At 70.5% G+C, this 13,598-nt stretch carries 15 protein-coding genes and 1 pseudogene; 4 read left to right on the top strand and 12 right to left on the bottom strand.

Annotation, left to right across the window (positions count from 1 at the left end; genetic code table 11):
* Positions 1-11: 11 nt before the first annotated feature.
* Positions 12-1,028: an ornithine cyclodeaminase family protein gene (locus tag ACFOW4_RS06475; RefSeq protein ID WP_377525398.1), complete on the bottom strand. Its 1,017-nt coding sequence runs from the start codon at positions 1,026-1,028 to the stop codon at positions 12-14.
* 180 nt (positions 1,029-1,208) lie between these two features.
* Here ACFOW4_RS06475 and ACFOW4_RS06480 point away from each other — a divergent pair, with 180 nt between their 5' ends.
* Positions 1,209-2,195, top strand: coding sequence for a hypothetical protein (locus tag ACFOW4_RS06480; protein WP_377525399.1), 987 nt, complete (start codon positions 1,209-1,211; stop codon positions 2,193-2,195).
* Between the two features lie 26 nt (positions 2,196-2,221).
* Here ACFOW4_RS06480 and ACFOW4_RS06485 read toward each other — a convergent pair whose 3' ends face one another.
* Entirely contained in the window at positions 2,222-2,962 is a 741-nt protein-coding gene (locus ACFOW4_RS06485; protein ID WP_377525401.1) for a hypothetical protein, read from the bottom strand.
* A gap of 96 nt (positions 2,963-3,058) precedes the next feature.
* Between ACFOW4_RS06485 and ACFOW4_RS06490 the strand changes: the two genes are divergently transcribed.
* On the top strand, positions 3,059-3,745 hold the full coding sequence (locus ACFOW4_RS06490; protein WP_377525403.1) for a DUF4291 domain-containing protein: 687 nt from the start codon (positions 3,059-3,061) through the stop codon (positions 3,743-3,745).
* Positions 3,746-4,005: 260 nt separating this feature from the next.
* Complete coding sequence (locus ACFOW4_RS06495) at positions 4,006-4,527, top strand: hypothetical protein (RefSeq protein ID WP_377525405.1); 522 nt, start codon at positions 4,006-4,008, stop codon at positions 4,525-4,527.
* A 7-nt stretch (positions 4,528-4,534) separates the two neighbouring features.
* On the opposite strand, the gene ACFOW4_RS06500 is transcribed toward ACFOW4_RS06495, so the two are convergent.
* The 5 genes from ACFOW4_RS06500 to ACFOW4_RS06520 form a co-directional block, all read right to left on the bottom strand.
* A complete protein-coding gene (locus ACFOW4_RS06500) occupies positions 4,535-4,867 on the bottom strand; it encodes a TfoX/Sxy family protein (protein WP_377525406.1) in 333 nt (110 codons plus the stop codon).
* A gap of 90 nt (positions 4,868-4,957) precedes the next feature.
* Entirely contained in the window at positions 4,958-5,719 is a 762-nt protein-coding gene (locus ACFOW4_RS06505) for a hypothetical protein (RefSeq protein ID WP_377525407.1), read from the bottom strand.
* Positions 5,720-5,776: 57 nt separating this feature from the next.
* On the bottom strand, positions 5,777-6,370 hold the full coding sequence (locus tag ACFOW4_RS06510) for an NTP transferase domain-containing protein (protein WP_377525409.1): 594 nt from the start codon (positions 6,368-6,370) through the stop codon (positions 5,777-5,779).
* A 142-nt stretch (positions 6,371-6,512) separates the two neighbouring features.
* The gene (locus tag ACFOW4_RS06515; RefSeq protein WP_377525515.1) at positions 6,513-6,704 is read right to left on the bottom strand and encodes a hypothetical protein; all 192 of its coding nucleotides are present in this window, start codon (positions 6,702-6,704) and stop codon (positions 6,513-6,515) included.
* Between the two features lie 122 nt (positions 6,705-6,826).
* Entirely contained in the window at positions 6,827-7,465 is a 639-nt protein-coding gene (locus ACFOW4_RS06520) for an HD domain-containing protein (RefSeq protein WP_377525410.1), read from the bottom strand.
* A gap of 364 nt (positions 7,466-7,829) precedes the next feature.
* Between ACFOW4_RS06520 and trpC the strand changes: the two genes are divergently transcribed.
* Complete coding sequence (trpC, locus tag ACFOW4_RS06525) at positions 7,830-8,615, top strand: indole-3-glycerol phosphate synthase TrpC (protein ID WP_377525412.1); 786 nt, start codon at positions 7,830-7,832, stop codon at positions 8,613-8,615.
* A gap of 14 nt (positions 8,616-8,629) precedes the next feature.
* Here the strand turns inward: trpC and ACFOW4_RS06530 are convergent.
* From ACFOW4_RS06530 to ACFOW4_RS06550, 5 genes and pseudogenes are all read right to left on the bottom strand, one after another.
* Positions 8,630-8,901, bottom strand: a pseudogene (locus tag ACFOW4_RS06530) (NTP transferase domain-containing protein); the annotation flags it as partial.
* 70 nt (positions 8,902-8,971) lie between these two features.
* Positions 8,972-9,823 (bottom strand): GNAT family N-acetyltransferase, encoded by an 852-nt coding sequence (locus tag ACFOW4_RS06535; RefSeq protein ID WP_377525413.1) that lies wholly within the window; start codon positions 9,821-9,823, stop codon positions 8,972-8,974.
* An 82-nt stretch (positions 9,824-9,905) separates the two neighbouring features.
* On the bottom strand, positions 9,906-11,582 hold the full coding sequence (locus ACFOW4_RS06540; RefSeq protein WP_377525416.1) for a bifunctional 3'-5' exonuclease/DNA polymerase: 1,677 nt from the start codon (positions 11,580-11,582) through the stop codon (positions 9,906-9,908).
* Positions 11,583-11,763: 181 nt separating this feature from the next.
* Positions 11,764-12,690, bottom strand: coding sequence for a carbohydrate ABC transporter permease (locus tag ACFOW4_RS06545; RefSeq protein ID WP_377525417.1), 927 nt, complete (start codon positions 12,688-12,690; stop codon positions 11,764-11,766).
* Positions 12,690-13,598 (bottom strand): carbohydrate ABC transporter permease, encoded by a 909-nt coding sequence (locus ACFOW4_RS06550; protein ID WP_377525419.1) that lies wholly within the window; start codon positions 13,596-13,598, stop codon positions 12,690-12,692. The genes ACFOW4_RS06545 and ACFOW4_RS06550 overlap by 1 nt, the downstream gene beginning before the upstream one ends.

Here is a 13,598-nt window from a genome sequence, read left to right on the forward strand (position 1 = left end):
ACTGTCCAACGTCAGCCGCTGGGGTCGCTGCCGGCGGGCCCGGTCGAGGATCGGCCCGCGAGATGGGTGCGGTAGATCTCGACGCCGACGACGAGGTCCTGCCACGGCATGCCGGTCCCCTTGAACAGCCGTGGTCCACCGGCGGGCAGCCGCGCGCGACCGGTCACCACATCACGCAGCGGACACAGGTCCTCCTCGCGCAGCACACCGGCGGCCAGCGGAATGACGATGTCACCCGCCTCCCGCAGGGTGCTGGCGAGGGACTCGACCACGACCTGCGAGCGGGCCACCAGCCGGTCGTCGACCTCACGGGTGTGCGGAGAGTGCGAGCCGATCGCGGCGACGACGGCATCGTCCCTGACCAGGGCGCCGTCGAAGAGCGGCGTCGGGGCACTGGTGCAGCAGCAGATGACGTCCGCCCGCGCCACGGCGTCGGTGCACGAGCCGGGATCGCACAGCCGTACCGGAACGCCCGCACGGTGCAGCCGCGCGGCAAGCCGGTCCCGCCGTGGGCTGTCCCGCCCCACGAGAGCGACCTCGCCGATCTCGTGCAGCGCGAGCATCGCCTCGACATGGACGCGCGCCTGAGGGCCGGTGCCGAATACCGTGAGTCGCAGCGGATCGCCGGCCGGGCGGGGTAGCAGGTACCGCACCGCGAGCGCGGACACCGCGGGGGTGCGCAGGTTCGTCAGGGCGGTGCCGTCGACGAGGGCCGCCGGGCGTTGCTCCGGGCCCTCGAAGAGGACGAACGCCCCCTGGATGAGCGGCAGGTCGCGGTGCATGTTGTCGGGGGTGCTGGTGAGCAGCTTGCAGGCCGAATAGCCGTCGCGGGTAGCGGGCATGATCAGCAGTTCGCCGGTCGGCGTGGCCATCCGCGAACGGGGCGTTTGCCGCTCCGGGTCGAGTCCGTCGCGAAGGGCGGCCTCCAGCGCGTCCACCGCGACCCGGATCGGCGTTGCCGCCACGTCATCCGCCGAAATCAGCCGCATCCCGGCGAAGGACGGAGCCCGAGCGGTCGGATCGGTCATGGCTGCCCCCGGCGACGTGCGGATGACGGCGAAAGGTCAATCCAGTAACGCCGGGCGGGTCCGGCTGACATGTGCAATCAACTCCGGCACGCGACGACGATACTCGACACAGCAATTACGGACATCGGCGCGTTATTGCAGGTTCGATGACGTGGCCCGACCATCGTAGACTCCGCGCTCATGGAAGATCCACTTGTGCTCGGCGAGATCACCTGTCCGTCCGGCGAGCTCGTCCTCATGGACGGCGGCTACCTCGGGCTCTGGTCCGGCGACCGTTCTCCTGAGGAGGTTCGCGGAGCCGACGCCGACGCGGCCGTTGACTTCGAAATCATCGGCCGCGACGCGGAGGCCGCCGCCAGGTCGTTCGACCGCCAATCAGGCCTTCACCTCTACGACATCCCGCAGCATGGGGCGGGACAGATCACCGCCATGTTCGGTGAGCACTGCAGGGAACGAGCCCTCGATGCCTCCCTGCGGCCCTACAGCCGCCAGGTCCCGCATCGTGACCGTGTCCGAAGGGCGGTGACTGCCGGTGAATCCGACTTCCTCATCACCGGCGTTCCGGTGATTCCCGTCGGTAACGTGCCGTCCAATCGCCAGCTGCTGGTCACGGCATTCCCAGGAGAGTGGGGCTGGCGGCAGATTCGTATCGGGCTCGGCGAGGCCACAGTCTCGGGATCCCGCCGGCTAGGAAGCATCCACGTGGATCACGCCCGGTTCGTGTTTGCGGACGCGGACGCGCTTTCGTCCTGGATCCACGACGATTCCATCGACGGTCTCGCCGACGTGGCCTTCTGGGGCAGGGACGAGGAGCTGATCGCCGCCGAGTTCGGTGCGTCACGCACAGATACACCCGGAGACGATCATTATGGCTGGCTCGACCTGCCGATCCGGCAGGCATACCAACGGGCTGTCGCGCTGAGAGAACGGCGAGGTGCCGAGCCGCGCGCGATGTTCGCCTTCGACTTCCGTCCCCATTCCCACCACTGGCAGGTGATGGCAGGCGTGCGTGCCTCCGAGCACGAGGCGGCCACCGTCACGGTGGGCGGCGCCGAAGTCATGATGGTCATGACTTCGGTTGGCGACGGCGTTTTCCCGGTACACCTGGATCTGGACGCCGCAGGGAGCCCGATCGCCATCCGCATCACTGTGGAGGGCATCGACTGACACCGGCGGGGCGCCGACTTCCACGATCAAGGGTGCGATCCGGTCGCCACCGTGGTCGCGGCGGCGGCCAGCAGGCTCCTGAGCCGGGTGTGCGGGAAGTGCTCACCAGTCTCCGCCGGCGGTGCCACCCGTGTGCTGTAGAAGTCGGCGTCGTGGTCGGCGTCCTGTTCGGCCCACAAGTTGCCGGCCTCGTCGCGGTGCCACACCACCTTCTGGCTGCGGAAGTCGGCACGTTCGAGCCAGTCGGAGCCAATGGGCCAGTAGCCGTCCCAACCCTGGGGCCGCAGCGCCGCGTAAGCCGCGTCGACACAGGCAACGGCACCGTCCACGTCGTCGTCGTCGAAGACCGCGGCGAACCGACACAGCAAGGCCATCGGCGCCCCGGGGTGCGACAGCTGTGGGTCACGCATGGCGATCGCCCGACAGATCAGGTCGAGCTCCGACCAGCGCAGGGCGTACGGATGCCAGTGGGCCAGATCGTCCCAACCCAGCTCGGCAGGCTCGGCGGAGTCAGGCCCGGTAATGCCGAGCTCGTAAGCGCCGAGCCGGGTGTCGACGCCGAGCAGAACGCGTTCGCCGCCGCCGACGTCGAAGGCGACATCGAGCCGCGTCTCCTGCTCATCATCATCGTCACCGTCATCCTCGTCGAGCAAGTCTTCGAGCGCGCCCAGCCGATCGGCGCCCGGGCCATCCTCGGTAGCGAAGGTGTACCGCGCCCAGAAAGCCGGATCGTGCAGAGACTCGCGCAGGGAGACCGGAATGTTCACCACCAGATCATCGGCCGGCGGTACGACAACCGTCCGGCCGGGGTGGTCGCCGAATCTCGGTGGAACAGGCGACGCTCGATCGGTGAGGATCGGGTGGTGTCCGTTCCCGCCCGTCAGATCCGTGCCCGCCACTCGGCCGACACGATCACCGTGTACCAGGCGTATCCCCCGCAGATTGCCCTGCCGGCGGTCGCGGCCGGCCGTTTCGTGGCTCCCTTCAAGCGGGACCGGATGACGTGGATCAAGCCGTCCTTCCTCTGGATGATGTACCGCTGCGGCTGGGCCACAGAGCCAGGGCAGGAGCGCGTGCTGTCCATCGAGATCACGCGGGAGGGCTTCGAGTGGGCGCTGGCGCGAGCCTGCCTGAGCCAATATGACCGGGACGTGCACAGCGACAAGGCGACGTGGTCGCGGCAACTGAAGACCAGCCCGGTACGAGTGCAGTGGGATCCGGAACGGACACCGCATCTGAAGGCGCTGCCATACCGGTCGCTGCAGGTGGGGTTGTCCGGCGAGGCTGTCGACCGGTACGTCGATGACTGGATGGTCACAGTCAGAGACCTCACTCCCACCGTGCACCGCATCCGGGAACTGCTGCGCGTCGGCGACGAACAAGCGGCAGCAGCTCACCTTCCCGTCGAACGTGTCTACCCGCTGCCGGCTCAGATCGGCGCCCGCATCGACGCCAGCCAGGACGCACACTCGGACAGCGGCACGGACACTGACGAACGCCGCCAGCCGGCGTGCAAGTTGGGCCGGGCTCCGGGGAGCACGCTCATCTGAGCGTGCCCACCCCGAGCCCGACAGGCGGCGCTGGAGCGGCGGATCGGCGAGCGGCTCTTCGACCGGGACACCACCGGGGCGCGACCGACACCGGCCGGCCGGGCGCTGGCCGCCGAGGCCGTGCACGTGCTCGGCCACCTGGAGGCGATCTTCGACCGGACCCGGTCGGCGGCGCGCGGCGAGGTGCTGAGCATCGGCACCTTTCCGAGCCTGGCCGCGTGGGTGTTCCCCGCCCTGGTGGACCTGCTACCGCCCACGACGTGCACCAGGTCACCGACCACGGTGACCGTCTGGTGGAGTGGGTCGGCGAAGGTTCGCTCGACGCCGCATTCGTCACCGTCGCCAACCAGATGCGGCTGCCGGTCACTGCCGTCGCGTCACCCGTGGCCGTCGACCGGCTGGCCCTGCTCACCCCACCCGGGGTACGGCTCGCGCCCGGGCGCCGCCCGTTCGCCGACCTCGACGTGGTGGCGCACAGCTACGACACGTCGGCGGACGCCCTGCACCGGCGGCTCTCCGCGCTGGGCGCCCGGCCCCGGCCGGCGGCCACGGGCGAGACGGCCGTCCGGATGGGCCGGCTCCTCGGTTGCCCGGTCGTCCTACCGCGCGGGCTCGCGCTCGCCTACGCGGCCCCGGACGAACAGGTCGCACCGGCGCCGGTGCCGGGTCGCTTCACCCTCTTTCTGGTCACCCGGCGACCGGTGCCGGCGGCGCTGGCAGCGGTCGTGGATGAACTCGCCGACCGGCTCGGTCTCCAGCGGCCGTCCGGCGGCTGGCCCTAGGCGGGGTCTACTTGGCCGGCAGGGTCCCCGCGAAGCGGACGCCGCGATCGACCCACCGGGCCAGATCGGCGTCACCCGCGCAGGCCGAGGGATCCACCGTGATCCAGCCCCGCATCGGCCGCCCCCGCATCACCGTCGCCTGCGCGCCGGGCTCCGCCTCCAGCCGTTCGGACTCCGCCGGGTCGACGCGGACCATGAGGCCGCCGGCGCCGCGGACGACCACCGCCATGTTGCCCTTCACCATCATCGCCAGGCCGCCGAACATGCGCTTCTCGGCGAGCCCGGGCTCCCGCCCGAGCAGTTCCCGTACCCGGTTCGCGAGGTCCTCGTCATACGGCATTCCCGCATCCTGACACCCGGCAGAGCCCCGGTGGACCACCCGGACGGACAGATCGGGGCGAAGCTCCACCGGCCCACCGGCTCCGGCCGGTCACGGCCGGGACAGGTCGGCGCAGAGCTTTCTCGGAAAGGCCGGCTGGGCGGCGCGGACACGTCCGCAGCCGGCCTCCGTGGAGCTGGCGATAGTGGCCCAGCCGCGCGGGCCGGCCCAGCGCAGGAAGTAGCGGCGCACGTTGACCGACGGGTCACAGCCTCGCCTCGCCTCGGCACCGCACGGCACCGGATCGAACGGCACCGTCATGACCAGCCAGCTGCCGTCGCAGCCCTCGATCGATCCCGTCGAGTGCCGGGACACGTCCATGCCGCGGACCGCGACGCTGATCCACGCCGGGTCACAGTGGTCGGTCGGCATCGGATCGCAACCGAACGTCGGGTCGCAGCGGCGGTACTGGGCACCGTCGAGTTTCCACGGCTCCTGGTTGAGCACGACGGTCCGGCCGGCGATCGACCCCGGCGCCGTCAACGTCACCTCGCCGGGCGTGTGGGTGGGGCAGGCCCCGACCGTCCCGGACAGGCGCGAATCCTGCACCACGTTGGCGTGGATGCGGTTGTTCTCCTCCACGAAGTAGGTGATTCGCGGATCTCGGGAGCAACCGTCGGCGTCACCCAGCAGCGCCACGGTCAGCACGAGCGAGCGCGGGTCGGCGCTGACCCGAACGGCGGTGACGTCCGCCTGATAGGTGACCCAGCCGGTGTCCTCCCCGGAGGGGCCGTCCTGCGCAGGCGCGGCGCCTGGTTGTGCGCAGCTCACGAGCGCGGCCAGGCACAGCAGAGCGGTGGCGAGTCGACGCATGGCAACGAGTATCGCCGCTCGACGACCCGGCACATCCGTACGGATACTCAGCCCACCTCAGACGCCGACCCGCTGCTCGGGGATGCTCAGGCCGTAGAGGGCCATCAGTTCGGGGCTGTCGACCCGGCTGCCGTCGGCCACCGAGTCACAGGCGATGTCGACGATCTGATCCTTGTGCGCCAGCAGGTACGGCCGGGCGCCGACGTCGGCGCTGGCCAGCGTGGCGATGCCGGACCAGTGCCGGCGCCCGAACAGCATCGGGTATCCGCGCAGCCCGTCGTAGGTGGCGCAGACCAGCACGTCCGGGTACGGCAGCGCGGTCACCCGGCGCACCGCGGCGGGGGTCAGGCCCGGCATGTCGACCGGCACCACCACCACCGCCTCGATCCCCTCGTCGTCGAGCGCGGCCAGCCCGGCCCGGATGGACGAGCCGACCCCGGTGCCCCAGGCCTTGTTGATCACCACGGTGGCCCGGGTCAGGTCGGCGGTCTCCCGAACCTGGTCGGCCGCGGCACCCAGCACCACCACGATCTGCTCACAGCCCGCGTCGGTCATCGTGTCGATCATCTGGTTGACCAGGGGCTTCTTCCCCTGGTGCAGCAGCGCCTCGGGACCGCCTATCCGGCGTCCCCCGCCCGCGGCGATGATCATTCCTGCGATCCGGTTCAGCTGGGCCCCCTCAACCGTGGGTGCGGACCGGGCACGGCGGTGCCCGGTCCGCACCGTCCTACGGACACCGGATGCAACGAGCACAACCGGCCCGGGGTAGCGGGGCAAATAGGAAAATCGTGCGCTATGCCGCGTCGGCGTGACAGTCCACGATGGACAGATCCAGGGGGAATCGCACCGGAGTGGCGCCGAAGAGCAGGGCTGTGGCCCGCTCACCGGCGCGGTACACCGCCGCCGCCACGCTCTCGGCCTGATCGGCCGGACAGTGCACGATCACCTCGATGTGCTCTGCGGGTGGCCGGGCGGTAGGCCCCACGTCGAGGGACGAGGGGCCTACCGCGCACACCCGATCACGAGTGTGACCCGCCCTGTTCGTCGTCCGAGACGGCCTCCGCCGCCGAATTGACTCACATCAGTCACCGCATGGCCCGGTACGGGTCAGCTTTCCCAGGGCGAGTTGAGGACGCGCTCGACCATCGACGTGCGCTCGAAGCCCGGGATGAAGTGCTCGAGTATGTCGGAGTTCATGGTGCCCTCCGTGGTCTCCGGGCGATTCTTGAGTCCGTCGACGTGGGCTCGCAGGAACTCGTTCTTGAAGTCACCCCGTGGGTGGACGGCGAGGATCTCGTCCACCTGATCCTGTTCCAGCGCCTCCAGGCCGACCCCGACCACGTCCGTCGCGATGCCGAGCTGCGTCAATCCGATCTCCGGGGCCATCCGCTCCGGGATGCCCAGCGTGGTGTGCAGCGCGATCGCCGTCCAGACGGTCTCGGCGGCGGCAGCCGAGAAGCCCCGGTCCAGGAGAAACGTGCGTGCGTGGTCGGCGCCATCGACCTCGAAGCGCTGCTCGACGTCGGAGAAGGGGGTCAGGAGGCCGACGTCGTGGAACATGGTCGCCATGTAGAGCAGTTCCGGATCCAGTTCCACGCCGAGCCTGTGCGCGTGCATCTGGCTGAAGAGGAATGCTCGCCGGGAGTGGTGGAAGATGGGGGGCCTCGTCGTCTCCTGGATGAACCTGGTCGCTTCGGCGCCCGCCGCTGTTCCAGGAATCTCCAACCCCGCGATGATCTCTGGCATGACCTCTGACCTCCCGGGAAGTGTGTCGGCTGCGGACCATGTGCTTGACTTTCATGCTGCCTACCGGCCGGGGTGCGGCGCCGCCTTGGTCCGGCCAGGTGTCACTCATATCCGGACAGGGCGGGTCGCATCCGTACGCTCGACGGCGCCGCCCGTCGCGTGACCCGGACCGACCCGCGCGTACGCGTCGTCCGTCACAACCGGGTTCCGGGCGCTGCGATCGACCAGCGCCGGCCAGCGCGCTGGCGGTTGAGTCGCCCAGCCTCAAGAGACCGAATCGCGGCAGATCGCCGTTGGTCGAAGAGACCTGGCAGCGGTACGTTCCACAACATTATGCAGAATCCGTGTCAATTCGGGAGAAACGTTGAGCGTGCTGGATGGAATTCTTGAAGGTGTCCGCGCTGACCTGGCGACCCGGCAGAGTGCCGTCTCACTGGCGGAGCTGAGGGCGCGCGTCGGCGACACGCCCCCGGCGCTGCAGGTGCTGCCGCGTTTCTGCGCCCCCGGTGTCTCGATCATCGCGGAGGTCAAGCGCAGCAGCCCGAGCAAGGGCCCGCTCGCCGACATCCCGGACCCCGCGGCCCTCGCGACGGAGTATGCGGCGGGTGGCGCGGCAGCGATCAGCGTCCTGACCGAGCAGCGGCGGTTCGGCGGCTCGCTCGCCGACCTGGGGTCCGTCCGCCGGGCCGTGGACATCCCGATCCTCCGGAAGGACTTCATCGTCACGCCGTACCAGGTGTGGGAGACCCGGGCCCACGGCGCGGACCTGATCCTGCTGATGGTGGTCTCGCTCGACGGCGGACTGCTCGCCGACCTGCTCGGCCTGACCCGCGAACTCGGGCTGACCGCGCTGGTGGAGGCGCACACCGCCGACGAACTCGCCCGGGCCGTGGAGGTGGGCGCGGATCTGGTCGGCATCAACGCGCGTGATCTCACCACGCTGGACGTGGACCGCACGGTCTTCGAGCAACTGGCCCCCGCCATCCCAGCGGGGACGATCGCGGTGGCCGAGTCCGGCGTCTCCGGGCCCGAGGACGTCGCGGAGTACCGCCAGTGGGGTGCCGACGTCGTACTGGTGGGAGAAGCGCTGGTGCGCTCGGGCGATCCCCGCACCTCGGTCCGGAACTTCATCGCGGCGGCCGGCGACTGACGCCGACCGTCCCCAGCGCGGCACGTGTCCGAGGGCTCAGACGCCGACGCGCTGGGGCGGGACGAGCCGACACCCGTACCCCACGCCCGATTGACCACCACCGTGGCCCCGGTCAGGTCGGCCATCTTGCGTACCTGGTCCGCGGCAGCGCCGAGCACCACCACGAGCCGCTCGCAGCCCGCCTCGGTCATCGTGTCGATCATTCGGTTGACCAGGGGCTTCTCCCCCGGGTCCAGCAGGGCCTCCGGCCACCGATCCGACGGCCACCACCCGCGGCGATGATCAGCGGGCGGGGCGTCGTCGACTGCGCCGACGATCAGGGAATCCTCCCGCCCGGTGCGGGCAGCGGGAACCGGTCAGCCGACCGGGGTGAGATCGGTCTCGGCTCGCCAACGCCAGTTCTGCCGGACGTACCGGACCCGCAGGCCGGCGCGCTCCAGGTTGGCCAGGGACTGAGCCTTCGTGCCCGCCGCCGGCTGCCCAGTCTCCGCGATCAGCCACCGGCAGCCGGCCGCCCGCGCCGCCTCAGCGCGAGCCGCGATCAGGGCCGACTGCACCCCCAGGTTGCGATGGCTGGGCAGCGTCGCCCCGGAGTTGAGGGCGCCGACCGGGCCACGCACGAAAAGATTCGCGCCGCCGACCAGGTCGGTGCCGTCCCAGACACCGTACGGATGGAACTGGGGATGGCCGACACTCGCCGTCACCATCGCGGCAAGCCCCTCGGTCGGCATGCCGAAGCCCCGCAGGACCACCTCCGCCCACTCTGCGGCGTCGCTCTCGCCCACCGGGCCGACCCGCAGCCGGGTGCCGGCACCGGGCCGGATCTGCTCGATCGGGGCCGCCAGTTTCACCCAGGGCGTCGTCGGCTCGATCCCGTGGGCGCGGCGGATGTCGTCCCAGTCCGACGGCAGGACCGAGGGCGCGATCTGGATCACCGCCTCCAGGGCGTCCTGGGCGCGGTAGAACGCGACGATCCGGTCCACCAGCTCACCGGTGACGGGCTCGGCGAAGCCGAACCCGAGCGCCTTGCTCCAGTAGGAAACCGGGTCGTTGCGCATCGACAGGACCACGCCGCCACCGATCCGGCAAGTGGCGATCCCGAGCCGCTCCCGCTCGACCGGCGGCGTCCCCGTCTCGTACGCGTACATGAAGTCCGCCTCGGCCGCCTCGGCCATCGCGGTGGTCAACTCTGCATCCGTCGTGCTCACGCCCAAAGGATGCCCTAGTCGAACGCGGAGTTCGGCTGCCGTGGCGTGGCATTCGGTCACGCCGCCGTTCGGCCGGTGCCCGTCACACGGCGTCCGCGTAGCAGTCGACGACGGACAGATCCAGCGGAAATCGCACAAGAGTGTCGCCGAACAACAGCCTGGACGCCCGTTCGCCGCAGCGGGCGACGGCCTCGGCTACCGCGTCGGCCTGCTCGGCCGGAGTGTGCACGATCACCTCGTCGTGCTGGAAGAAGACCAGCTCGGCGTCGGTGCCGGCCAGCTCGGTGCGGAGCGTGGCCAGCAGGGTGGAGGCCCACTCCGCGGCCGTGGCCTGGATGACGAAGTTGCGGGTGAAGCGCCCACGCGACCGCGCGGCCCGGGCCCGCGGCCCCCGCGGATCGGCCGCGGCGGCCAGGTCGATCGCCTCGTCCGGGTCGCCGAAGCTGACCGCGCCGGGCGGACACGTCCGGCCCAGCCAGGAACGCACCAGGCCACCGGCCTCGCCGGTGCGGGCCGCCGCCTCGACGTAGCCGAAGGCGGTCGGGTAGCTGCGCTTGAGCACCGCCAGCGCCGGCACCGCCGCTCCACCGGTCTGCCCGTACATCGCGCCGAGCAGGGCCACCTTGGCCCGCGCCCGGTCGCCGCCGAAGGAGTCCCGGGCGAGGGCCGCGTAGAGGTCACCGGCCCCGCCCGCCGCCGCCAACCGGGCGTCCCCGGAGACCGCGGCCAGCACCCGGGGCTCGAGCTGACCGGCGTCGGCCACCACGAACCGCCAGCCCGGGTCGGCCACCACCGCCCGCCGGATCACCTTGGGGATCTGCAACGCGCCGCCACCCCGGGTGGCCCACCGGCCCGAGACCACCCCGCCGGGGACGTACTCGGCCTGGAACCGGCCGTCGCGGACCCACTGCTCACGCCAGGACCAGCCGTGCGCCGTCCAGATCCGGTAGAGCTCCTTGTATTCCAGGACCAGCGGCACCGCCGGATGGTCCACCCCGCGCAACACCCAGGCACGGGTGTTGGGCAGCTCCACGCCGGCCCGCGCGAACGCCTTCAGCAGCTCGGCCGGGGAGTCGGCGTGCACCTGCCGGACGCCGAACGCCTCGGCGATCCGGGCGGCCAGCTCGGCCAGCCGACGTGGCGGCCCACCCACCGGTGACGGCTCGCCGAGCAGCTCTGCGAGGATCGCGTCGTGCACCTCGGCCCGCCAGGGCAGCCCGGCCGTGCCCATCTCCACCGCGATCAGGGCGCCGGCCGACTCGGCGGCCACCAGCAGCCGGAACCGGCCGGGGTGCTCGGTGGCGGCGACGCGGGTGAGCTGGTCGGCGTACACCCGGGTCAGGGCGTCGATGCCCGGGCCCGGCGGGCCGGGCAGCGCGTCGAAGAGCGCACCCTGGCCCAGGCCGGGCGGCGCGGGCGGGCGGGGCGGCGGATCGGGTGGCACCGGCGCGCCGGTGAGCCGGGCCCAGGCCGCGGCGAACGATCGGGGCTCACCCCAGCGACCGGCGTGGCCCAGCAGCAGCGCCTCGGTCAGCTCCACGTCGTGGCAGCGCTCGACCCGGACGCCGGCGCGCAGCAGCGCCGGGTAGATCGTGGTGGCGGTCGGCCAGACCCAGCGGGGCCGTTCGGCGGCCTCCCGCTCGGCGACCGCGGCGGCCAGGTCGGGAACCGTCTCGGCCGGGCCGGTGGGGTGGCCGGCGGCGTCCAGCGGGCGCAGGACTCCCCCGCCCCGCTCGTCGGACACCACCGCCACCAGCACGGATGCGATTCTGCCTCGCCCCTACGACACCCGCCGCCGTTGTAAGGAAGGGCACCCTGTTAACGCCTCCGGTTGTACAAGGGTCCCTTCTTAACGCGCACGGCCGCCCCGAGGACGGAGGGCGTGCGCTGTTAAGAAGGGGCCCCTGCTCGACCACCAGGCGTTATTAAGGGGCCCTTCCTTACTTCACGGCGCCGGAGGTGAGGCCGGCCTGGATCTGCCGCTGGAAGACCGCGTACACGATGATCATCGGCAGGATCGCGATGGTGAGCGCGGCGAACAGCCCGGACCAGTCGGCCTCGTAGCCGGCGTTGACCGAGATGTCGGCGATGCCCTGGGTGAGCACCCACTTGTCCTTGGCGTTGGAGAGCAGCACCAACGGCAGCTGGTACTGCGCCCACTGGCCGATGATGTTGAAGATCGCCACGCTGATCAGGCCCGGCTTGGCCATCGGCAGCATCACCTGGAAGAACAGCCGGGTGTGCGAACAGCCGTCGATCATGCCCGCCTCGGCCACCGACGACGGCAGCGTCTTGAAGAACGCGGCCAGGAAGAAGATCGTGAACGGCAACGAGTACGCGATGTAGACCAGGACCACCCCGGTGTGGGTGTCCAGCAGGCCGAGGTTCTTGACCACGAAGAAGAGCGGCACCAGCGCCAGGAAGACCGGGAAGGCCAACCCGGAGACGAACAGGTAGTAGATCGCCCGGTTTCCCCAGAACTTGTACCGCGCCAGCACGTACGCCGCCATCGAGCCGAACAGCATCGTGCCGAAGGTGCTGAACCCGACCACGATCACGCTGTTCAGGAAGTACCGGCCGACGTTCGCCTTGGTCCAGGCCCGGGCGTAGTTCTCCCAGCGCAGTTCGGCGGGGAGCGTCCACGGGCTGCTGAAGATCTCGGTGGTGTTCTTGAACGAGGCCAGGAACGTCCAGAGGATCGGCACGATGACGATCACCGCCCAGACGGCGAGCGCCACGTGACCGAGACTCGCGAACACCCGTACCTCGGAACGTCCGCCCTTCGTCCGGCGCCCTCCGGCGTTCGGACCCCCGCTCTTGGGGGGAAGCGCCGCCGGTGTCGGCGGCAGCGTCGTCTGCGGGTTCATCAGTACTCCACGCTTTCCCGCTTGGTGAGCCGCAGCGTCAGCGCCGCGAACGTGATGGTGAGGAAGAAGAGCGCCACACCCATCGCCGAGGCGTAGCCGTACTTCGAGTAGACGAAGGCGTTGCGGTAGATCTCCATGGCCAGCACCGTGGTCGCGCCGTCCGGGCCGCCGCCGTCGACCGAGAGCACCGCGACGATGGCGAACGCGTCGAACGCAGCGATGCCGAGGTAGACCCAGGCGACCTGGAGGGTGTCCCAGAGCAGCGGCAGGGTGACCCGGAAAAACAGCGTCACCCGGGTCGCGCCGTCCATCTCGGCGGCCTCGTAGATCTCGCCCGGAATGGAGGCCATCCCCGCCGAGAAGAGTACGACGTAGAAGCCGACCGCCTGCCAGACCAGCACCGCGAGGATCGACCAGAGCGCCAGGTTCGGTTTGACGAGGAACAGGATCGGATCGAGTCCGATCTTCATCAGGACGCCGTTGATCAGGCCGGACTCGTTGGGCCGGTAGACCATCTGGAACAGCACCGCGATGATGGCCACCGCCAGGACCTGGGGGAAGAAGAACACCACCCGGTAGAACTTCGCCCCCCAGACCCCCTGGCGTTGCCCGCCGCTGCTCCGCCCGCCCACGTTGAGCAGGAAGGCGAAGAACAGCGCGATGGCGATCGTGATCAGCGGCAGGGCAAGCAGCAGTACGCCGTGGTGCTGGACCGCCTTCCAGAAGCTGCCGTCGTCGAGCAGTCTCCGGTAGTTGTCGAAGCCCACCCACTGGGGAGCGGACAGCCCCCGCCAGTTGGTCATCGAGATCTGGAACGCCTGTGCGTACGGCGCGATGACGAAGACCGCGTACAGCGTGACCGGGACGAACAGGAACCCGATCACGAATGGATACTTGCCGTGCCGCAT

Source organism: Micromonospora sp. GCM10011542, assembly GCF_042650685.1.
Taxonomy (GTDB): domain Bacteria; phylum Actinomycetota; class Actinomycetes; order Mycobacteriales; family Micromonosporaceae; genus Micromonospora.